We start from the raw sequence: 20278 nt of genomic DNA on the forward strand, positions 1-20278 counted from the left end.
ATGAAAAAGCTAGGAAGAAACGATCTATGTCACTGCGGAAGCGGGAAAAAGTACAAAAGATGTTGTCTTGAAAAAGATGAACGCACGGTATACGGTAAAGTCATCCAGTTCCCTGGTGCGAGAGCAGAAGAGCCTAAGCTGCAGGTCGATCAATTGCGTCAGATGATTAACGACAAGCTAGGATGGATGGACTGGAACGCTGATGAGCATCGCGAGCTTGCCGAGTCTGTGTTTCCTCAGATCTGCCGGGATTATGAGCTGCAGGATGATCAGCAGCTGTTTCAAGTGTTCAGCCTCCTGATGGTCTGGAACAGCTTCTCCAGAGAAGCCAATCCGAAGTACCGTAAACAGGGCGGATATGCAAGTGCGTTGGAATATATAGTAACTTCATCGCTGAACATTTCAACAACGAAGTCCGATATCGCGAAGAAGCATGAGGTTTCCGTTGCTACGTTGACCCGCAACAGCGGTCAGATTCAAGACTTCATGGATGGCGTAGCGGCGTCCGGTGACGACGCGAACGTCGAGGATGAGGAATCCGAGAGCGAAGCGGACAAGGACTTGTCCCTGGGACACTAGCATTGCTAAAGTGAAGGATCCAATAGCATGAGTGCGGCATTTGCGCATTCGGTATCATAGCGTGACCGCTCCTATTCAAGTGGGGCGGTCATTTTGCGTTTATCCATAATCGACGTTTTCGCATGACTGCTTTCCCGATCTTGGCAGAGGCTCCGCGTGAACTTATCAGCAGCCAGCCTAATGCAATGCCGTATAGCAGATGACCTGCCAGCCAGAATAGAAGGGCAGCGAAGTCGGACAGCTCCGGTGTGTGAACCGACAAGACCGTAGTCGGATACAGGAGAAGCCCTACGGTCAAACAGACCAGGGTGACCCAGGACAAGCTTCGTCCGCGGGACCAATTCTTCTGCTTCAGAAAGACAGCCAGAGCGATGCTCAGCAGGACGGAGATGACGAGATGCAGCGCAAACTCGATAGGTTCGGAGAGCTTCATCTCCTTCAGAACGGGTACGTAATCAACGTTCAGCAGCAGTGTATAGACCTCTAACGAGGTGATGTGCTCGATCACTTTAAGGAACAGCCCGAGGAGAATGCCCGAGGCGATGCCTGCCCATACCGGCCCGTTCAGCTTCCATTTACTCCACATGAGCGATATCCTCCTTTGTTGTTCATTGTATGATACTTGTCAATCAATGGGAAATGAAATTCTCGCTTTTACAACCATGGAACGAATCGACTACGATGGGGGCAGGGAATAAATGTACATATAAAAAATAACCGGACTCATCCCCTCAATGCAGGAGAAGATGTCCGGTTATTCGTATTTAGCCTGTTATTTCACACGGCGCTTTGCAGCAGCAGGGAGCCGGGCAGTTCGATCCGGTATCCTTTGACAAGATGTTCGCCGTTAAACGTATCCGTATCATATGCCCGCTCAAAGCCAAGCCGCTCATAGAGTTTCACCGCAGAGGCCATCATGTCGGAGGTATGAAGATTCAGCGTGGTTGCGCCGAGCTGGATCGATTTGCGGGCAGCCTCTTGAATCAGAAGCGTGGCGATGCCGCGTCCCCGGGAACCCGGAGATACGGCTAGAAGGCGAATAATGGGCGAGTGAATCCCCATTTCCGGTTTTCCGTAAGCGGCCTCCGAGGAGAGGAAGAGCTGGACGCTGCCCACGATTTTCCCGTCAAGCTCGGCGACGATCCGGGCATGCGGCGCATGGCTGTACGCGGAATTCCTGATGGAATCCCGATATTCCTCCCATCGCTCCGTAGACAGATCGAAGGCATACTGCTGATAGGATTCCAGCATTATAGCAGCAACAGCCTCTCGTTCCCACTCATGAGCATCCCGTATGATCACTTCCTGCATTGAATTCATCGTTCCCACTCCTTTTTTAGTTCATTACAGTTTCAGAGGATACGGTCGTATCCTGATAAGGTGAGATTAGTATAGCAGCTTATTCCCATTAAACACATTGGAAAACAAAATTATTAATGCTGTCATTAAAAAAATCTATATGCATATTTGGATTGACAATAATTTGCCAACTGCCTAAGATAAGGATAATTTATAAGGAAATTGCGGTCCTAAAACCATCTATATTCATTGGAATAGTGAGTATAATGATGTCCGGAGGTGTTAGTTTGAACATCGAAAATATCGAGGCCTTTGTCTACATCAATCATTACGGCAGCTTCAATAAGGCGGCAGACGTCCTGTTTCTGTCCCAGCCGACGGTGACCGCACGCATCCAGTCACTAGAGAGAGAGCTCGACTGCAGGCTGTTCGACCGTTTGGGTAAACAGATTCATCTGACCGACAAAGGCAAACAATTCCTCCCCTATGCCCAGCAGATCCTCCAAACCTTTCAAAAAGGAAAGCACCATCTTCAATCGAAAGCTTCCATGCCCAATGAGCTCAGAATCGGAAGCACCGTTTCGGTATCCAATTACTTAATGCCTTATCTGCTTATGGTGCTCAACCGCCGGTTTCCCGAGATGAACTTCAAGTTGACAACAGGTCCGACGGAAGAGCTGGCCGGCAAGCTCTCGTCCAAGGATATCGATCTGGCTTTCGTCCGCAAGCTGATGAATCCGGCGTTTCAATCCTATCCCTTTTTCGAGGACCCCATCCGCTTGTATGTATATAAGGATCATCCGCTCGCTGCTGCCGGGAGAGCCTCCATTCGGGATATCCGGCGCGAGACGCTGGTCTTCTTCGAGTGCGGTTCATTGGACTGGTTGCGGATTCAACGGGTATTCGAGAGTCTGGAACAGCCGCCGAACATCGTGTTTCAGGTGGATAATTCCGAGACGGCGAAGAAGCTCGTGCTGGGGCGGGCGGGGATCTGCTTTCTACCGGGCCTTTGCGCTCAGCAGGAGGTAGCCGAGGGAAGCCTGATTCCCGTGGATATAGCCGAAACGGCAGGCATTTCCCTGCAAACCCATCTCATCTCCTTGAACGGACAGAATAATGAGTTTCTGGATTCTTTGCTGGAGCTCGGTCGGGAATTGTCCTATTGATGATTTGCATGGATGAATAGAAAAACTCTATTAGACGCGTTCCCCAAATCGCGGTAAAGTTAGTGACAACATAATTCTTACTAAATCTATAGGAATTATTTATTTGTGGATGGGGACAAGATCGAAAGGGGATGAGGTCGTGAAGAAATCAATCGTAGCAGCTGTTGTCATCGCATTGGCAGGGGTGATCGTCGGATGCGGAGCAGACACGAAGAGCGGAGAAGCGAAGAAGGACAGCAAGGTGAACGCAGCGGAAGGAAAAGTAACGAAGGTTGTTGTCGGCACGGGCACGGCCTTCCCGAGAATTTGCTTTATTGACGAGAATGGTAAGCTGACCGGCTTTGACGTTGAGCTGGTGCGGGAGATCGATAAACGTTTGCCGGAATATGAGTTCGAGCTGCAGACCCAGGAGTTCTCCAATCTGCTGCTGAGCCTGGAAACGAGGAAAATTGATTTTGTAGCTCACCAGATGGAGAAGAATCCGGAGCGAACGGAAAAGTACCTGTTCAATAAAGAGCCGTACGCCCATTGGCGAAATAAAATCATCGTCTCTAAGGAGAACGACTCCATTCAATCGCTGGATGATTTGAAGGGGAAAAAGGTGCTGACCGGTGCAACCAGTGCGGCTGCACAGATTCTGGAAAACTACAACAAGAACAATAACGATGCGATCGATATTGTCTATCAGAACGGTGCGGCGAATGATACCGTAAGCCAGATTACGACAGGCCGGGTGGTTGCAACCGTTGGGGCGGACTTTACGCTGCCGCTGATCGATCCGCAAGGAAAGCTGAAAACAACGGGTGATCACCTGTCGGAGGCCGATATTCTGTTCGTATTCCGCAAAGACGACCCGGACAGCCAGAAGCTGTCGGATGCGGTTGACGATGCGATCAGGGAGCTTAAATCGGATGGAACGCTGACTAAGCTGAGCAAGGAATGGCTGGGAGACGACTTTACGTCGTCGAATCCATGATGAGATAACCATGCAAGAAGGGAGAAGGATTCATGGGTGCACCGTTCGATTTCTCGTATGTGCTTAGCTTTTTGCCTAAACTCTTGTCGACCTTAGGCGTCACGCTGCTGATCGTGGCAGGCTCTCTGCTGGTGGGGATCGTTGTCGGATTTCTGGTTGCCCTTCCCCGCCTGTACCGGATTCCGGTGCTGAACGCGTTTGCCAAGGTGTACATTTCGTTCTTCAGGGGAACGCCGATCCTGATCCAGCTCTTCTTGTTCTATTATGGTCTGCCGGAGATCCTGAAGCTTGTTCATATCGACATGTCCCGGGCGCCTGTCATGGTATTCGTGATCTTGACCTACGGGCTTCATACCGGAGCCTTCATGTCGGAGATGATCCGGGCCTCGGTAACGGCGGTGGACAGAGGTCAGGTAGAGGCGGCGTATGCCATGGGGATGAAAGGACATCAAGCCTTCCTTCGGATCGTCCTCCCCCAGGCGCTCGCGATCGCCGTTCCAGTATTTTCGAATATGGTGATTGCCCTGCTGAAAGATACTTCACTGGCGTTCACCCTCGGGCTTATGGAGATGACGGGAAAAGCGCAAACTCTAGGCAATATCACCCAGCATTTTATCGAGGCCTATCTGGCGCTGGCTTTCATCTATCTTGTCATCAGCTTTACGCTGGAGAAACTGCTGCTGCGTGCGGAATGGCGTCTGATGCGCCATGAGGTACCGGAGTCGGCAGCCCGTGAAAGATTCCGTATGCAAAAGAAAGGGGCCTACCGCCGCATCATCGCCGGAATGAGACCTGATAAAGGAGGAGCGGAGCTGTGAAAATCGATCCATCCTTCATATGGACGGCATTCGTAAACTTGCTGTCCGCGATCCCGACAACACTGTTGATCACCGCCGTATCGGTTACGGCAGGATTTATGATCGGGCTGATCGCGGCGTTTGTCAGGATCTATAACGTGCCGGTGCTCAGCCAGATCGCTGCAGCCTACGTGACCTTTATCCGGGGTACTCCCATGCTGACGCATCTGCTGCTGATCTATTTCGGGCTGCCGGTGCTGGTGGATGCGCTGTCCGCACAGATGGGCTGGGGCTTTAAGTCATCCTCCATTCCGATGATCTGGTTCGCGTTCCTATCGTTCTCGATTACGGCAGGCGCCTATATGTCGGAAGTGATCCGCTCGGGCCTGCTCGCGGTAAACCGGGGGCAGCTGGAGGCAGCTTATTCAATCGGCATGACGACGTGGCAGGCGCTGCGCAGGATCGTATTCCCCCAAGCCTTGGCCGTCAGCCTACCAAACCTGTCCAATTCGGTCATCGGCATGCTTCACGGCTCGACCTTGGCATTTACCGTGTCGGTTGTGGACATTAACGCGCAGGCACAGATCGTGGCATCGACCAATTGGAAGTTCTTCGAATCCTACCTGGCCGCGGCAGCTATTTTCTGGGGGCTTACACTCCTCATCGAAAGACTGACCGTAGTCATCGAGAAACGAATCAATCTCTACAATCGGGGGGGCGTCGCATGATTCAACTGACCGATATTTCAAAGTCCTACGGCAAGAACGCGGTGCTGAAATCGATTGATCTGACGGTAAACAAAGGGGAAGTGGTGGTGATCCTGGGGCCGAGCGGTTCGGGCAAAACCACGCTGCTGCGCTGCGTGAATTATCTCGAGAAGCCGAATGGCGGCGAGATTGCCATCGGTGATTACCGCCTCGATTGCAAGCGGGCCACGAAGAAGGAAATTCATGACCTCCGCCAGCGATCAGCCATGGTGTTTCAGCAGTACAATCTGTTCAAACACAAGACCGCGATCGAGAACGTGATGGAAGGCCTGGTCGTCGTCAAAAAAATGCCGAAGGCCGAGGCGAGGGAGAGAAGTATCGCCCTGCTCGAAAAGGTCGGTCTGGCCGATAAGCTGGATGCCTATCCGAGTCAGCTCTCGGGCGGGCAGCAGCAGCGGGTGGGCATTGCCAGGGCATTGGCCCTGGAGCCGGAGGTGATCCTGTTCGATGAGCCGACGTCGGCGCTCGACCCGGAGCTGGTGGGCGAGGTGCTTGCGGTGATTCGCAAAATCGCGAAGGAAGGGATCACCATGATCGTGGTGACGCATGAGATGGGCTTCGCGAGGGATGTGGCGAATCACGTCGTGTTCATGGACGAAGGCGTGATTGTGGAGCAGGGGACTCCGTCCGAGCTGTTCCATCATCCGCGGGAAGAACGAACCAAGCAGTTCCTGAAGCGGATCACGCCTGAGCTTAACTACAGCATTTAGGAGGTCAACCAATATGGGGATTACGATAAGCGTGCTTGACCAAAGTCCAATATATCCGGGCGAAACGGCAGCGGAGGCGTTCACGCATACCGTGCAGCTTGCTCAAAAGTCAGAGGAGCTCGGCTTCCGGCGCTTCTGGGTATCCGAGCACCACGATTCGGACCAAGTAGCAGGCTCTTCGCCGGAAGTGCTCATTTCTTACCTGTTAGCTAAAACCCAAACCATTCGCGTGGGATCCGGCGGCGTCATGCTGCAGCATTACAGTCCTTATAAGGTAGCGGAGAATTTCAACGTGCTGGCCGCACTCGCGCCGGGACGCGTGGATCTGGGCATCGGGCGCGCGCCTGGCGGGTTGCCGCGCAGCACGCAGGCGCTGCAGCGGGGCGTGCAGGAGCAGGAGTCGTTAACCGATAAGATCGTCGAGCTTAGCCAATTTGTGCATAACACGCTGGAAGAGGATCATCCGCTCGTCGGGCTGCGTGCCGCTCCGCTGCCGGAGACCGCCCCCGAGCTGTACGTGCTGGGGGCCAGCGCAGGCAGCGCGGAAATTACGGCCGGACTCGGCCTGCCCTATGTGTTCTCCCTCTTCATCAACGGGGAGGAATCCGCGGCGTTGGAAGCCATTCGTGTTTACCGAAGCACGTTTGACTACTCCCATGGCAGGGAACCGAAAATTCTTGTTGCACTGTCCGTAATCGTGGCTGATACGGAGGCGGAAGCGGCGGAGCTGGCAGGGGCGCTGAAGCTGGTGAAGATTCATTTGGCCAGCGGCCGGACGCTGGCACTGGGGACAAGGGAACAGGCCGAAGAATTCGGACGCCAGGCAGGTGAGCCGTACACGATCGAGGAACAGGAGCCGTTCATCACCAAAGGTACGAAGGAGACCGTGCGTGAACAGCTGCTCCGGCTTCAACAGGCTTCGGGCGTTGATGAAATCATCGTCACCAGTAATATCCAGCCCTTTGCCAAGCGAATCCGCTCATTCGAGCTGCTGAGCGAGGCGTTGGCTGAGGTTCCTGCCGAAGCGTAATGGAATCGGTCATAGGTACGTGACTATTTAGGAGGTTTTACGAATGCCAAGCCATGTTTTATCCACGGATATAGACATCCATCGATTTATTGAGATCCGGCGCCATCTGCACCGGTACCCGGAGCTGTCGAACGAGGAGTTCGAAACGACGCGGCTGATTATGGGCTGGCTCGAGGAAGCCGGGATACGGGTCACGGAGTTTCCGCTCGCCACAGGCGTAATCGCCGAGGTCGGTGGACTTCAAGAGGGGCCGATCATTGCGCTGCGGGCGGATATCGACGCTCTGCCGGTCCAGGAAGAGACAGGGCTTCCGTATGCCTCGACGATTCCCGGTAAAATGCATGCCTGCGGGCACGATTTTCACACCGCTGCCCTAATCGGGACGGCGTATGCCCTGAAGAAGCGGGAGCAGGAGCTGAAAGGAACAGTGCGGCTGATCTTTCAGCCGGCCGAGGAGAAAGCCAAGGGAGCGAGGCAGGTCATCGACAGCGGGGCACTCGAAGGCGTGCAGGCGATCTTCGGCATGCATAACAAGCCGGACCTGCCTGTCGGGACCATCGGCATTAAGGAGGGCCCGCTGATGGCCGCCGCCGACGGCTTCGTGGTTGAAGTGGCGGGCAAGGGGTCCCATGCGGCCGTGCCGGAAGCGGGCCTTGACCCGATCGTGACCGCATCGCATATCATTACGGCGCTCCAGTCGATCATAAGCCGGAATGTGAGCCCTCTGAAGAGCGCCGTCATCAGTGTCACGAAGCTGCACAGCGGGACCGCCTGGAATGTGATCCCGGATAAAGCGCTGCTGGAAGGGACCATACGCACCTTCGATGACGACGTCAGACTGCAGGTGCTTGAACGATTCGGCCAGGTGGTTCAAGGCGTAGCCGCAGCTTTCGGAACGACGGCTGCCGTACGCTGGATCGAGGGACCGCCGCTGGTCCATAATGACCGCAAGCTGGCGGAGCTCGGTTATGTCGCTGCTGCCGAAGCGGGATATGAGGCGGTGATACCGGTTCCTTCGCCGGCCGGTGAGGATTTTGCGGTGTACCAGCGTGAGGTTCCCGGGTTGTTTGTTTTCATGGGGACGGCAGGCACGCAGGAGTGGCACCATCCGGCGTTTGATCTGGATGAGCGGGCGATTCAGGTCAGCATCGATTTCTTCACGAGGCTGGCGGAGCGGGCACTTAGGCATTACAACTCCGGCGGGGAGACTTCGCTATTGTTATCACCATCACCATCGCCATCGCCTTAAGGAGTTCCTTCTGTCGCTGTCATTCGAAAGGAAGCATCGATTCATGTTTCAAGCATTATCGTTATGAGGCCCCGAACATGAACCGCAGCGCGATGTGAAGGGCAGCTTCTTGTTGTTGTTTATATCGGGAGAGTCATTATCGAGTTTGTATTGGAGGAGATCGAATGAGTGAGTTCCCTATCGAAGCCTTTGTTAATACGCATGATCAGCTGCTGGCCGCCGTTGCTGGCCTTAGTGAGGATCAACTCCAATGGAAGCAGGCACCGCATATATGGAGCGTACAGGAGGTGCTCTCCCATCTGGTGGATCACAGCATCGTGATCTCGTTCCGGATTCGGGACATTCTGGCCGGGACAACGGTCCAACTGCCTGCGTTCAATCAGGATGCCTGGGTCAACGGCCAATATTCGAACGAAGGCAGAGCCGCGGATATTTTGGAAGCATTCCGGGCGCTGCTGCACTACAACAGCTTGCTGCTTCGCCGCTTGAGCGCAGCCGATACGATCAAAACCGGCATCAATTTCAAAGGGGAGACCGTCAGCGTTTCGGATATCGTCAGCGGGTTTACCCGCCACGTACAGAATCATCTCGGACAGATCGAACGCATTAAACTGGCTGCAGCTCCCGTGTGAGCAGATGACGCTAAGATCGATAAGGAGGAATGGAATATGGCAAAGCAAAGACTATTGAAATTAGGGGCGCTCCTACACGGCGTGGGCGGAGGAACCTCCATGTGGCGGCATCCGGATGCGCAGCCTGACGCAAGCGTTAATTTTGAGCTGTATAAGCAGTGGGTTCTAAAAGCCGAGGAAGGCAAATTCGATCTGATCTTCATTGCGGACGGCTTGTATATCAACGAAAAATCGATCCCGCATTTTCTGAACCGCTTTGAGCCGATCACCATACTGAGCGCCCTGGCTGCCGTCAGCCAAAACATCGGTCTTGTCGGTACGTTATCCACCTCGTACAGCGAGCCGTTCACCGTGGCCCGTCAGTTCGCGTCGCTCGACAAGATCAGCAACGGACGCGCAGGCTGGAACATCGTCACCTCTCCGCTGGAGGGCTCAGCCCTGAATTACGGCAAGAAGGAGCATCCGGAGCACGATAAGCGATACCGGATTGCAACGGAGTATTTGGAGGTTGCCCGGGGATTATGGGATTCCTGGGAGGATGATGCCTTCGTGCGGAATAAGGAGACGGGCGTCTTTTTCGATCCCGAGAAAATGCACACGCTGAATCACGAAGGCGAGTTCTTCTCCGTGAAGGGGCCGCTGAACATCGCCCGTTCCAAGCAGGGACAGCCGGTCATCTTTCAAGCGGGATCGTCCGAGGTCGGCAAGAACTATGCCTCAAAGGAAGCTGATGCGGTATTCACCGGTCATGAGTCTGTGGAGGATGCGGCAGCCTTTTATCAGGACGTGAAGTCGCGGGCGGCTGGTTTCGGCCGGAATCCGGATGAAGTGCTGATCTTTCCCGGCATCAGCCCGATTATCGGCAGCACGGCCGAAGAGGCCGAGCGCAAATATGAGGAGATAGCCAGTCTGGTGACCATCGAGAATGCCCTGGATTATCTCGGCCGCTTCTTCGAGCATCACGATTTCTCGCAGTATCCGCTGGATGAGCCGTTCCCTGAGCTGGGCGACCTGGGCAAGAACAGCTTCCAAAGCGGTACCGACAAAATCAAAAGGGACGCTAAAGAGAAGGGGCTGACGCTCCGGCAAGTGGCACTGCAGTCGGCCACGCCTCGCGGCGGGTTTATCGGCACGCCGGAGCAGGTGGCAGACAAGATCCAGGCTTGGTTCGAAGCAGGCGCAGCCGACGGCTTCATGATTACTGCGGCGGTGCCGAACGGTCTGGAGGATTTTGTGGACCATGTCGTCCCGCTTCTGCAGGAGAGAGGCATCTACAGAACCGAGTACGAGAGCGACACGCTGCGCGGCAATTTGGGATTGCCGGTGCCCGAGAACCGGTACAGCAAGGATCAGGCAGTTGCTGTCCGTTCCTAATAGGGAGCGGTGGGATTGACGGCGGTTGTGGAACTGGATCAGATGATGGAGTTTGCTGGGGAGCTTTGTGGAGAGCTCTCCCCAATCAGGCGGGATCTCCATCAACATCCCGAGCTATTGTACGATGTTTCCCGTACCTCGAAGCTGTTGGCAGATCTCATGGAGTCGTGGGGGATTGAGGTCAGGCGGAAGGTGGGCAAACATTTCGGGATGGGGGTCATCGGCACGTTTCAAGGAACGGCAGGCAGCGCCATCAATGTCATCGCTGCGCAAAGCGAGCTTGTGGGAACCTTCCGGACGTTTCAGAAGGATACCGTGGCGGTGATTACGGAGGGCTTAAGGCGTCTGGCCGCGTCCATTGCGGACCAAGCAGGCGGCAGCTATAAGCTGGAGCTTCGTGAAGGGATGGCAGTGGTCAACGACGGAGCCGCGCTGCGTCGTATGAAGCAAGCCGCAGGGCAAGTGCTGGGCAAGGAAAAGGTATATGTGCTCCATCCACCCAGCCTGACTGGCGAGGATTTCGGTTGGTACCTGGATCAGGTCCCGGGCGCTTTTGGATTCATCGGCTGCGGGAATCCGGATCGGGGGATCGTGCATGCGATTCACCAGCCCCGATTCGATCTGGATGAAGATGTCCTGGTGCATGGGACTCGAATATGGGTGCGCCTAGCCCTACATGACGTTTACGAATAAGGAGGAAAACCAATGACGAAAATCGCTTTTATAGCAGGAAGCCCGACGCAAGGGTCCCGTTTGTTCGGATTAACGCAATATGTAGAGGATCGCCTGATCATTGCTGGCTACGAGATCGACTTCATCTCGGCAGCGGATCTACCGGCTGAGGATTTGCTGCGGGCCGATTTCAATAGTCCGGCTATCAAGCAGGCCATAGCGGCGGTTGAAGGAGCCGCTGCCGTAATCATTGCCAGCCCGGTGTATAAAGCTTCTTATTCAGGGGCGTTGAAAACGATTTTGGATCTTCTTCCCCAAAAAGGTTTCCAAGGCAAAGTCGTGCTCCCGCTATTCATTGGCGGCACCATCGCGCATTTGCTCGCGGTGGATTATGCGTTGAAGCCAGTAATATCCGCACTCGGAGGAACCAATATTCTCAACGGGGTGTTTGCCGTAGATCAGTGGATCACCTGCCTCGAACTGGGCGGTTACGACATCACGGAGCAACTGAGAGAACGCCTGGATGACGCGCTAAACGAGCTGCAATCAGAGCTGGCCCGATATTCGGCTGTGCCGTCGGAGCGGCAGGGGCAGGCGGTCTGACGCCTAATTTTCCAAGACAAACGGCGATCTTGAGATGCAGCAGCCACGATCCGAATCCGTGGATCGTGGTTTTTGCGCTGCCATGATTACTGAGGGGTAAGGGCTCTAATAGAGAATCAAGAAGCGAGGAAAGAACTTCTCTATATGGTCTTGTAGAAGAGAATGCTGGGTGATAGAGTAATCAACAACTTAATTCCGTCTATACTCATTGGAAAGATGAAGTCAGAGTGTGGCTGTGGATTTTCAGCAGCGGCACTTCCGGAGAAATCGCTGAGTGGCTGCATCGGATGGTTTACACACGGAGCATCGATGATGTGTTTCTGAGGGCAAGCGGGCTGGTGGCATTGGCCATCCCTTTGGCTCTTCTCCTTCGGCGAAGACGGCGGGTGGAGACGCCGGCAGCTCATCCATGTCAGAGTCGACGGCTTAGCATGTAACCGAGTCTTGTTTAGAAATTGTATAGTTCGGTCCTATACTCTAGTTCTATAGACTTATACAGCTGGAGTGATAGGATGACAGACGAGTATTTTGATGAAATGCGAAAATACGGCCACGAGGATGAGATGCGGTACCGAATGTTGATGCGAGGGGTAAAGAACCTGCTGGAACAACGGAAGCGTGAAAAGTCCAAACTGTTCAAAGGACTTCCGCTTCGACAAAGGAATAAAGCCCCGCGTATAGGTAAATGGTCATAGGTTGTCGTTAACAGAACCGTCAGTGGAACAGCATGTGAGCAATGGAAGACAAAACTTATGTTTATGGCGTTTATTACAAATACAAAGGCTACCCTCATGGTTTTGGGGTGGTCTTCTTTGTGTGTCCTCTTCATGTCTCCTCTTCATGTCTCTCTTCATGTCTCTCTCCATGTCTCTCTCCATGTCTCACTGCATGGGGGTCTTTTGTCTCTTCGCGTCAAGCCCACATAAAAAAGGCCGGCTCCCACCGCTTGAATGCGAAAGGGAGTCGGCTTGATTGCAATTTATGCTACACGGGTGCCAGCTCAGGAGCTGGAGTCGGCGTTGTTGGTTGTTTGGGTTCCGCTGGTTCCGGCTTGACGGCTAAAGGCCGGCGTATGCCCTTCCCGCGCGGGACGCACATCGGGGTTCCGTACAGCGGGTCCGGAATAATCTCGCACGGCAGCTGGAACACGGTCTGCATCAGCTCGGAATCGATGATATCTCCCGGTTTGCCCTTTGCCTTGATGCTTCCGTCGCGAATAGCAACGATATGATCGGCATAACGGCAGGCCAGATTGATATCATGCAGCACCATGACGATGGTCCGTTGTTCTTGAACATTTAATTCATACAGCAGATCCAGCACTTCGATCTGGTGCGTCAAATCCAGATAGGTGGTCGGTTCATCAAGCAGAATGATTGGCGTTTCTTGTGCCAGCGTCATCGCAATCCAGGCCCGCTGGCGCTGACCGCCGGATAGCGAGTCAACCGTACGGTCAGCCAGTTCGGTCAAACCTGTGGAGGTCAGCGCCGCTTTGACTGCTTCCTCATCCTCGCGTGACCATTGACGGAGCCAGCTCTGGTACGGATAGCGTCCTTGCTTTACCAGCTGCATCACCGTTAATCCTTCCGGGGCGGTAGGCCCTTGAGGCAAAATGGCGAGCTTACGCGCCACGTCCTTGGTGGACAAGCCTGCGATGTCGGCCCCGTTCAGTACAACCGAGCCGCGCTGCGGTTTCAGCAGCCTGGCCATGGAGCGCAGCAAAGTGGACTTGCCGCAGCCGTTGCTGCCGATAAACACGGTGATTTTACCTATAGGCACAGTTAAATCCAGATTTTCGAATATAAAGTCTCCCCCATAGGACAGACCCAATCCCTTTGCTTCCAGCGTATTCATGACGCCAGCTCCTTTCGGTTCTAGAATCGATTGCGGTTACGATACAGCAAGTAGAGGAAGAACGGCGCGCCGATTGCGGCGGTGAATACGCCTGCCGGAACGTCGCGCGGCAGAAATGCCGTCCGAGCTACCAAGTCCGCGACAAGGAGCAGAATCGCACCGATCAGTGCGCTTACCGGCAGGACGCTCCCGAAGGAGGGACCCACCAGCCTGCGGGCCATATGCGGTGCCATCAGACCGATGAAGGCGATGGCGCCGCCGATCGAGATGGCTGCTCCGGCCAGAGCGACGCTGAGTCCGATTAGGATCAGGCGCTGTTTCTGAACCTGGGCGCCCGTGCTGCTGGCAACGTCGTCGCCCAAGGCTTGGATGTTCACATTGCGGGCCTGCAGCCAGGTAAGCGGTAGAAGTACAGCTATCCAAGGCAGCAGGGTCAAAACGTCCTTATCCCATGACATGCCGTAAATGCTGCCTGCCATGAAAGTAAGGGAGCGGTCGGCCAACTGCAGCGGTCCGGATATGATCAGCATATAGGAGATCGATTTGATTGCAGCCGATACTCCGATTCCGATCAAGACTAGCCGCAGCGGCGATACGCCATTTTTCCAAGCAAGCACGTACAGCAGTCCGGTTATGAAAAAAGCACCAAGGATGGCGAATAGCGGCATCCAATGGATCGATACGGTGCCTGTGAATATGAAGATGAAGAGAACCGCTCCAAGTGATGCTCCCTCCGTTATACCGATGACGTCGGGGGAGGCCAGGGGGTTGCGGATGACGCCCTGCAGAATAGCCCCCGCCACGGCGAGAGCGGCGCCGATCAGCACGGCGATAATAATTCGGGGCAGCCTTAGCTGCATAACGATAACCTGCTCCATGGGCGGAGCGTTACCGAACAATGCCTTCATGACATGAAGCGGCGAAACAAACTGGCTTCCTGTGCCTGTGCTAATAATCATGGCGGCGATGCAAAGCACGAATAGGATCAGACATACCCATAGTGTTCTTCTCTCCAGCATAAACGATACTTTAGCGTTCCTGGAGCGGAATATGCGGTGTTTATTCATTGTGCTCGTCTTCCTTTCCTGGCTATGTACACGAAGAACGGCACACCAATGATTGCGGTCATCACGCCGACCGGGACTTCCTTCGGCATGGCAATATATCGGGAGCCGAGATCGGCCGTCACCAGCAGAAGTGCACCGAGCACCGCGCTGTAAGGCAGAATCCAGCGATAATCATTTCCTATTAAATGCCGAACGATATGCGGGATGATAATCCCGACGAATGCGATGGGGCCCGCAGCGGCAACGGAACCTCCGGCCAGCAAAATAACAGCCGCTGCCGCTAACAACTTGATGAGGGCTGTTTTTTGCCCGAGGCTCTGGGCGATGTCATCACCCATGGAGAGGGCGTTCAGATGGCGGCCCAGCAGGAGTGCAACCAGCATGCCGACGGTCATATACGGCCACACGGCTGCAAGTTGGTTCAAATCGCGTCCGGCTACCGAGCCGACAAGCCATACCAGCACCTGATCGAACATTTTGCCGTCAGAGAGCATGAATCCCTGCGTTAAGGAATGGAAGAAGGCGGCTATGGAGGCACCCGCGAGGGTGATTTTTACTGGCGTCATGCCGTCCCTGCCGATGCTGCCTAGGAAAAACACGATACCGCCGCTTACCGCGGCTCCGATCAGCGCGACCCAGGTAAGAGATTGGAGTCCACTTATACCCAGCCAACCCGCTGACATAATAATGAAGAAGGCTGCACCGGAGTTCACGCCCAGCGTGCTGGGTGATGCAATCGGATTGCGCGTGATGACCTGCATGAGAGCACCCGCAACAGCTAGGCTTGCTCCTACAGCAAGTGCAATGAGCGCCCGGGGCAGTCTTGCTGTGAGAATGATCAGATGCTCGTTGCTCCCGTTGAAGTGAGTGAACGATTCCAATACCTGATGAAGAGGTACGTTTGTTACTCCGAATGCGATGCTGCCCATGACGGCAGCAGCCAGCGCCAATAGCGATATGAATAGTCCGAATACGCGCATATATGCTCACTTTCTTAAGTCCATGAATAAATTAAGTTCATATGAATTTTAGGTGAAGGGACCCCATCTGTCAATGAGCTTGATAATCATTCTCATAAATATCTTGATATTTTTCAGGAAACCCTTTATAGTTTTGAATCAGTGATTGATAATGATTTTCAAGTAGAAGGATATGACACAAGGGGGATTCAGATAGGAATGGGAAAAGGAATGGCAAATAAACCAACGAGAGGCCTCAAGTTTAGCTTGCTGGCTCTCATTATGATCGTGATTCTTGCCGGTTGTGGAGCAAGCCCAGCGAAAGAAAATACAAACAATACCGGCGGCGACACGACGAATAATGCAAGTGGTAACAATGGTAGCGCAGCAAGCGGATCCTATGAAGTTACACATGCGATGGGTACGGAAACAATCAAGGGAACCCCTCAAAAAGTGGTGGTTCTCACGAACGAAGGAACCGAGGCGCTTCTCGCATTGGGCGTGAAGCCAGTAGGCGCTGTTAGATCCTGGACAGGTGACCCATGGTATCCACATATTAAAGACCAGATGGAAGGCGTTACCGTTGTCGGGGAAGAGAGTCAGCCGAACATCGAACTGATCGCGGGCCTGCAGCCAGACCTGATTATCGGCAACAAGATGCGTCAGGAGAAAGTATACGAGCAATTGAAGGCGATCGCGCCGACCGTTTTTGCCGAGGATCTTCGCGGCGAGTGGCAGAACAATTTTGAACTGTATGCCAAGGCGCTGAACAAGGTATCCGAAGGCGAGGAGCTATTGGCTGCATACGACAAGCGGATTCAGGATTTCAAAGAGAAGGCCGGAAGCAAGCTGGACGAGACCGTTTCCGTGGTCCGTTTCATGGCTGGCAAGACGCGCGTGTACCATACCAATACGTTCTCGGGCGTTATTTTCGATAAAATCGGCATCGCCCGCAACGACATGACCAAGAACGCCAAGGACGATTTCGTTGACGAGATCACGAAGGAACGTTTGCCTGAGGCAGATGCCGACAGACTCTTCTACTTCACTTATGAAACCGGGGATGGCGGCGCCAACCAAACCGAGCAGGAATGGATCAACGATCCATTATGGAAAAATCTGAACGTTGTCAAGAACGGCCAAGCCCACAAAGTGGATGATGCAATCTGGAATACAGCAGGCGGCATCCTGGCGGCCAATCTGATGATTGACCAGCTGCAGGAGTTTTACGGCATTCAGTAATGAATGAAGACGAATGCTACAGGGTAGTATTATCGTATAGCAGATGATGCAAGGAAAAAGCTAAAAAAGGAGGCATCCCAAAAGATCTCAGATCTTGAGGGACGCCTCCTTTTTTAGCATCACAGCATCGCCAGTACTGCCGCTATAAGGCATGCCACACCGCACGCCAGCACAGCTTAACCAAGTCCCCTACTTCGTGCCGCTGCCCCTGACTGTTATCGGACTCCAGATCCCTTATTTCTCAAATTGCCCCCGATTTTTAAATCTAACGGACACAGGATCCCTTATTACCACAATTACCGGCCCATTTGCCATCATATTCTATGAATAGCGTACCTGGTGTCCGATAACTATCCAAAATCACACCTACTCAGCCAAATAACGTATCCTCAGTCCGTTACGCTCGAGGAGTAGCACCAAGTCCAGTAGATCATCAGTAGCCAAGACCAGCAGTAGCCAAGACCAGTAGTAGCACCAAGCCAGCAGCAGCACCAATACCAGTAGTAGCACCAAGATCAGTAGTAGCACCAAGATCAGTAGTAGCCAAGACCAGCAAGTAGCACCAAGCCAGCAGGTAGCAACAAGATCAATAGTAGCACTCAGACCAGCAGTAGCGATAAGACCACCTGTCAACGGACTCCAGATCCCGTATTTCTCAAATTGCCCCCGATTTTTAAATCTAACGGACACAGGATCCCTTATTACCACAATAAACTGCCTATTTGCCTTCATATTCTATGAATAACGTATCTGGTGTCCGTTAACTCTCAAAAATCACATCTACTCAGCCAAATAACGTATCCTCAGTCCGTTACGCTCGAGGAGTAGTACCAAGTCAGTAGATCATCAGTAGCCAAGACCTGTAGTAGCATCAAGCCAACAGCAGCACCAATACCAGTAGTAGCACCAATACCAGTAGTAGCACCAAGATCAGTAGTAGCCAAGATCAGCAGTAGCAACAAGAACAGTAGTAGCACCAAGACGGCAGGTAGCAACAAGATCAGTATTAGCACTCAGACCAGCAGTAGCGACAAGAGCACCTGTCAACGGACTCCAGATCCCTTATTTCTCAAATTGCCCCCGATTTTTAAATCTAACGGACACAGGATCCCTTATTACCACAATTACCGGCCCATTTGCCATCATATTCTATGAATAGCGTACCTGGTGTCCGATAACTATCCAAAATCACACCTACTCAGCCAAATAACGTATCCTCAATCCGTTACGCTCAAGGAGTAGCACGAAGTCCAGTAGATCATCAGTAGCCAAGATCAGCAGTAGCAACAAGGCCAGCGTTAGCACCAAGATTAGCAGTCGCACCAAGACTAGCAGTAGCACCAAGAACCAGTAGCACCAAGGACCAGTAAGCACCAAGACCAGCAGCAGCCTCAGCTATACACGCTGCGTTACCCCGGTTTCTACCTCTAAACCATAGCTACTCTGAGTTCCCGCCGGCCCCTACATCGATTATAATGCCAGCCATCCATGCATACCCCTGGACACCGAATATTCATCTGGGCCCTCCCTGTAATGACGCTTTTGCTTCGCTTCCACCTTTTTACGAAATCTTTACCACAATCTCCGCACCGGCAACATAGGTCATCGCTTTGATGTATTCCGGGTCTTGGGCACGCTGTTCCACTTCTTCCGGAGTGAGGTCCTCCATTCGTGTTTGTACCCACCATATGTTGCCGAACGGGTCCCGTACCCGTCCCACCTTGTCACCGAAGAACAAGCTCGTTGGCTCCGTCACCGAGACGGCTCCTGCGGCCAGCGCTTGCTGATACACATCTTCGCAATCCTCAACATATAGTCGGAGGTATGCCGGGCTATCCGGCCATTCCGGTTTAGCGTCAAACATCATGACGACGGCATCCCCGATTCGGACCTCGGCATGGCCGATGATACCATCACCAACATAGACGCGCGCTAACTCTTCAGCTCGAAAAGCCCGCTGCAGGAAATCGATCAGCGCTGCGGAGTTTCTTGAGATGATCCACGGCGTTACGGACGTGTAGCCTTGCGGAATGGGCTTAACGTCTTTCGGTTGGTTTGGTTGGTTCGTCATAAATACGCTCGCTCCTTTAAACTTCATTTATTTGCATAACGCTTATGTACTCATTATGTTGGGGAATACATGACAGCCGAGCGTCAGTGTTCCCGTAACAAGTTTTGGCCGCCGGCGTTTTTTGCGAATGACCTCCGCCACCGTACATCATCCTAATCCCCACTCATGGGAAAGCTTCGAGCGTGGGGCTCCGCCCACGAACAGTTAACATTTGACAGCATCCATAAACCTATGTACAGTATTAGACAAAAGAATAGGAAGTCCACTAGGGGAGCCGTTGGCGGCTGAGACAAGAGCGTATCTTGGACCCTTTGAACCTGATCTAGTTCGTACTAGCGTAGGAAAGTGGAGCCTTCGTATATGAGGTCTCGGTGCGTGTTTTGGCGCACTGGGGCTTGTTGACGAAGCCGCTCCAGTTTTCGGGGGCGGCTTTTTAGCGTTGTCTGAAAAGTCGTGTCTTACGGACTTCCTGCTCTTCAATATGTTGGAGGTGGGGACAAAAATGAGTTTCACGCAAGCGCTCCGTCAGCACGCGGGAGATATTTTTCAAGCAATCTTTGATCATCCCTTTGTAAAAGGCATTGCCGAGGGGAACCTGGCGCGAGAACAGCTGATTCACTATGTGAAGCAGGATTTTGAGTATTTGAACGCCTACATGCGGATTTACGGTATCGCCATATCCAAATCGACCAGCAGGGAAGAGACCGCCACCTTTAACGAACAGATATCATTCATCTTGCACAGCGAGGTGCACCCGCATCAGAATTTGTGCGCAGCCGCCGGGGTGACCTACGAAGAGCTTCAAGGGTATCCGCTGGCTCCGTCCGCGCATCATTATATCCGACATATGCTGACGGTGGCGCATGAGGGTAGTCTGGGCGAGATTATGGCCGTATTGCTGCCTTGCCCATGGACGTATCTGGAGATTGGCCGCAAGCTGCTGGATGAAGTGAAGCCGGATGCATCCCATCCGTTCTATGACTGGATTTATTTCTACGGCAACCGTGGGGAAGACGCGACAGCCAAGTTCTGCAACCGTGTCGATGAATGGGCAGAGCGCGCGACGGCAGCCGAGCGGGAACGGATGAGGGAGCATTTCATGCTGAGCTGCCAGCTGGAGTATATGTTTTGGGACATGGCTTACAAGCAGGAGGAATGGCCGGTGCCGCTGCAGGCTGCGGTGCTATAAGGAGTCATAACAAGGACATAAATTCCAATTTAGATAAGAGAG

22 protein-coding genes and 1 riboswitch are annotated in these 20278 nt (G+C 53.3%); of the genes, 15 read left to right on the top strand and 7 right to left on the bottom strand.

From position 1 onward, the window contains the following. On the top strand, positions 1-579 hold the full coding sequence (locus tag ACOZB4_RS18675) for a YecA family protein (RefSeq protein ID WP_076322755.1): 579 nt from the start codon (positions 1-3) through the stop codon (positions 577-579). Between the two features lie 88 nt (positions 580-667). Here ACOZB4_RS18675 and ACOZB4_RS18680 read toward each other — a convergent pair whose 3' ends face one another. After that, positions 668-1165, bottom strand: a complete 498-nt coding sequence (locus tag ACOZB4_RS18680; protein WP_379412357.1) for a hypothetical protein — start codon at positions 1163-1165, stop codon at positions 668-670. Between the two features lie 191 nt (positions 1166-1356). Beyond that, positions 1357-1899, bottom strand: a complete 543-nt coding sequence (locus tag ACOZB4_RS18685; protein ID WP_379412361.1) for a GNAT family N-acetyltransferase — start codon at positions 1897-1899, stop codon at positions 1357-1359. A gap of 266 nt (positions 1900-2165) precedes the next feature. On the opposite strand from ACOZB4_RS18685, the gene ACOZB4_RS18690 reads away from it, so the two are divergent. The 12 genes from ACOZB4_RS18690 (at position 2166) to ACOZB4_RS18745 (ending at position 12291) form a co-directional block, all read left to right on the top strand. After that, positions 2166-3044 carry a LysR family transcriptional regulator gene (locus ACOZB4_RS18690; protein ID WP_339270866.1) on the top strand — a complete coding sequence of 293 codons (879 nt, stop codon included), beginning with the start codon at positions 2166-2168 and terminating at the stop codon, positions 3042-3044. A gap of 139 nt (positions 3045-3183) precedes the next feature. Then, positions 3184-4020: a transporter substrate-binding domain-containing protein gene (locus ACOZB4_RS18695; protein WP_379412364.1), complete on the top strand. Its 837-nt coding sequence runs from the start codon at positions 3184-3186 to the stop codon at positions 4018-4020. Between the two features lie 32 nt (positions 4021-4052). Continuing rightward, positions 4053-4838 carry an amino acid ABC transporter permease gene (locus ACOZB4_RS18700; protein WP_379412367.1) on the top strand — a complete coding sequence of 262 codons (786 nt, stop codon included), beginning with the start codon at positions 4053-4055 and terminating at the stop codon, positions 4836-4838. Next, the gene (locus ACOZB4_RS18705) at positions 4835-5545 is read left to right on the top strand and encodes an amino acid ABC transporter permease (protein WP_379412371.1); all 711 of its coding nucleotides are present in this window, start codon (positions 4835-4837) and stop codon (positions 5543-5545) included. Before ACOZB4_RS18700 ends, ACOZB4_RS18705 begins: the two co-directional genes overlap by 4 nt. Next, positions 5542-6294, top strand: coding sequence for an amino acid ABC transporter ATP-binding protein (locus ACOZB4_RS18710; protein ID WP_076322761.1), 753 nt, complete (start codon positions 5542-5544; stop codon positions 6292-6294). Before ACOZB4_RS18705 ends, ACOZB4_RS18710 begins: the two co-directional genes overlap by 4 nt. Before the next feature lie 13 nt (positions 6295-6307). Next, positions 6308-7324, top strand: a complete 1017-nt coding sequence (locus tag ACOZB4_RS18715) for an LLM class flavin-dependent oxidoreductase (RefSeq protein WP_379412375.1) — start codon at positions 6308-6310, stop codon at positions 7322-7324. 43 nt (positions 7325-7367) lie between these two features. Beyond that, positions 7368-8573 carry a M20 peptidase aminoacylase family protein gene (locus ACOZB4_RS18720; RefSeq protein WP_379412378.1) on the top strand — a complete coding sequence of 402 codons (1206 nt, stop codon included), beginning with the start codon at positions 7368-7370 and terminating at the stop codon, positions 8571-8573. Positions 8574-8737: 164 nt separating this feature from the next. Then, positions 8738-9205 carry a DinB family protein gene (locus ACOZB4_RS18725; RefSeq protein WP_076322764.1) on the top strand — a complete coding sequence of 156 codons (468 nt, stop codon included), beginning with the start codon at positions 8738-8740 and terminating at the stop codon, positions 9203-9205. A 36-nt stretch (positions 9206-9241) separates the two neighbouring features. Further along, positions 9242-10579: an LLM class flavin-dependent oxidoreductase gene (locus ACOZB4_RS18730; RefSeq protein ID WP_379412383.1), complete on the top strand. Its 1338-nt coding sequence runs from the start codon at positions 9242-9244 to the stop codon at positions 10577-10579. A gap of 15 nt (positions 10580-10594) precedes the next feature. Continuing rightward, complete coding sequence (locus tag ACOZB4_RS18735) at positions 10595-11272, top strand: M20/M25/M40 family metallo-hydrolase (RefSeq protein WP_379412385.1); 678 nt, start codon at positions 10595-10597, stop codon at positions 11270-11272. Positions 11273-11284: 12 nt separating this feature from the next. Further along, on the top strand, positions 11285-11854 hold the full coding sequence (gene ssuE, locus ACOZB4_RS18740) for an NADPH-dependent FMN reductase (RefSeq protein WP_379412389.1): 570 nt from the start codon (positions 11285-11287) through the stop codon (positions 11852-11854). Positions 11855-12081: 227 nt separating this feature from the next. Continuing rightward, entirely contained in the window at positions 12082-12291 is a 210-nt protein-coding gene (locus tag ACOZB4_RS18745) for a hypothetical protein (RefSeq protein ID WP_379412391.1), read from the top strand. 547 nt (positions 12292-12838) lie between these two features. Here ACOZB4_RS18745 and ACOZB4_RS18750 read toward each other — a convergent pair. The 3 genes from ACOZB4_RS18750 to ACOZB4_RS18760 are packed head-to-tail and all read right to left on the bottom strand — an operon-like array spanning position 12839 to position 15755. Further along, complete coding sequence (locus tag ACOZB4_RS18750) at positions 12839-13708, bottom strand: ABC transporter ATP-binding protein (protein WP_379412395.1); 870 nt, start codon at positions 13706-13708, stop codon at positions 12839-12841. 20 nt (positions 13709-13728) lie between these two features. Further along, positions 13729-14775: a FecCD family ABC transporter permease gene (locus ACOZB4_RS18755; RefSeq protein WP_076322771.1), complete on the bottom strand. Its 1047-nt coding sequence runs from the start codon at positions 14773-14775 to the stop codon at positions 13729-13731. Continuing rightward, positions 14772-15755 (bottom strand): FecCD family ABC transporter permease, encoded by a 984-nt coding sequence (locus tag ACOZB4_RS18760; RefSeq protein WP_076322772.1) that lies wholly within the window; start codon positions 15753-15755, stop codon positions 14772-14774. The genes ACOZB4_RS18755 and ACOZB4_RS18760 overlap by 4 nt, the downstream gene beginning before the upstream one ends. Positions 15756-15953: 198 nt before the next feature. On the opposite strand from ACOZB4_RS18760, the gene ACOZB4_RS18765 reads away from it, so the two are divergent. Beyond that, positions 15954-16976, top strand: coding sequence for an ABC transporter substrate-binding protein (locus ACOZB4_RS18765; RefSeq protein ID WP_379412399.1), 1023 nt, complete (start codon positions 15954-15956; stop codon positions 16974-16976). A 366-nt stretch (positions 16977-17342) separates the two neighbouring features. Here ACOZB4_RS18765 and ACOZB4_RS18770 read toward each other — a convergent pair whose 3' ends face one another. Beyond that, positions 17343-17489 (bottom strand): hypothetical protein, encoded by a 147-nt coding sequence (locus tag ACOZB4_RS18770; RefSeq protein WP_379412402.1) that lies wholly within the window; start codon positions 17487-17489, stop codon positions 17343-17345. Between the two features lie 1048 nt (positions 17490-18537). After that, positions 18538-19047: a VOC family protein gene (locus ACOZB4_RS18775; protein WP_379412405.1), complete on the bottom strand. Its 510-nt coding sequence runs from the start codon at positions 19045-19047 to the stop codon at positions 18538-18540. A gap of 257 nt (positions 19048-19304) precedes the next feature. After that, positions 19305-19408: riboswitch (TPP riboswitch) on the top strand. A gap of 141 nt (positions 19409-19549) precedes the next feature. Here ACOZB4_RS18775 and tenA point away from each other — a divergent pair. Then, positions 19550-20236: a thiaminase II gene (gene tenA, locus ACOZB4_RS18780; RefSeq protein ID WP_379412408.1), complete on the top strand. Its 687-nt coding sequence runs from the start codon at positions 19550-19552 to the stop codon at positions 20234-20236. Positions 20237-20278: the final 42 nt, after the last annotated feature.

Source organism: Paenibacillus sp. NPDC058898, from assembly GCF_049316025.1.
In the GTDB taxonomy this organism is placed as follows: Bacteria; Bacillota; Bacilli; order Paenibacillales; family Paenibacillaceae; genus Paenibacillus_AQ.

What these genes read in the sequence shown, in the direction of transcription:
- ACOZB4_RS18675 (WP_076322755.1), top strand. Translation starts at nt 1, where the DNA reads ATGAAAAAGCTAGGAAGAAACGATCTATGTCACTGCGGAAGCGGGAAA.
- ACOZB4_RS18680 (WP_379412357.1), bottom strand. Translation starts at nt 1,165, where the DNA reads ATGTGGAGTAAATGGAAGCTGAACGGGCCGGTATGGGCAGGCATCGCC.
- ACOZB4_RS18685 (WP_379412361.1), bottom strand. Translation starts at nt 1,899, where the DNA reads ATGAATTCAATGCAGGAAGTGATCATACGGGATGCTCATGAGTGGGAA.
- ACOZB4_RS18700 (WP_379412367.1), top strand. Translation starts at nt 4,053, where the DNA reads ATGGGTGCACCGTTCGATTTCTCGTATGTGCTTAGCTTTTTGCCTAAA.
- ACOZB4_RS18710 (WP_076322761.1), top strand. Translation starts at nt 5,542, where the DNA reads ATGATTCAACTGACCGATATTTCAAAGTCCTACGGCAAGAACGCGGTG.
- ACOZB4_RS18715 (WP_379412375.1), top strand. Translation starts at nt 6,308, where the DNA reads ATGGGGATTACGATAAGCGTGCTTGACCAAAGTCCAATATATCCGGGC.
- ACOZB4_RS18720 (WP_379412378.1), top strand. Translation starts at nt 7,368, where the DNA reads ATGCCAAGCCATGTTTTATCCACGGATATAGACATCCATCGATTTATT.
- ACOZB4_RS18725 (WP_076322764.1), top strand. Translation starts at nt 8,738, where the DNA reads ATGAGTGAGTTCCCTATCGAAGCCTTTGTTAATACGCATGATCAGCTG.
- ACOZB4_RS18730 (WP_379412383.1), top strand. Translation starts at nt 9,242, where the DNA reads ATGGCAAAGCAAAGACTATTGAAATTAGGGGCGCTCCTACACGGCGTG.
- ssuE (WP_379412389.1), top strand. Translation starts at nt 11,285, where the DNA reads ATGACGAAAATCGCTTTTATAGCAGGAAGCCCGACGCAAGGGTCCCGT.
- ACOZB4_RS18750 (WP_379412395.1), bottom strand. Translation starts at nt 13,708, where the DNA reads ATGAATACGCTGGAAGCAAAGGGATTGGGTCTGTCCTATGGGGGAGAC.
- ACOZB4_RS18755 (WP_076322771.1), bottom strand. Translation starts at nt 14,775, where the DNA reads ATGAATAAACACCGCATATTCCGCTCCAGGAACGCTAAAGTATCGTTT.
- ACOZB4_RS18760 (WP_076322772.1), bottom strand. Translation starts at nt 15,755, where the DNA reads ATGCGCGTATTCGGACTATTCATATCGCTATTGGCGCTGGCTGCTGCC.
- ACOZB4_RS18765 (WP_379412399.1), top strand. Translation starts at nt 15,954, where the DNA reads ATGGGAAAAGGAATGGCAAATAAACCAACGAGAGGCCTCAAGTTTAGC.
- ACOZB4_RS18775 (WP_379412405.1), bottom strand. Translation starts at nt 19,047, where the DNA reads ATGACGAACCAACCAAACCAACCGAAAGACGTTAAGCCCATTCCGCAA.
- tenA (WP_379412408.1), top strand. Translation starts at nt 19,550, where the DNA reads ATGAGTTTCACGCAAGCGCTCCGTCAGCACGCGGGAGATATTTTTCAA.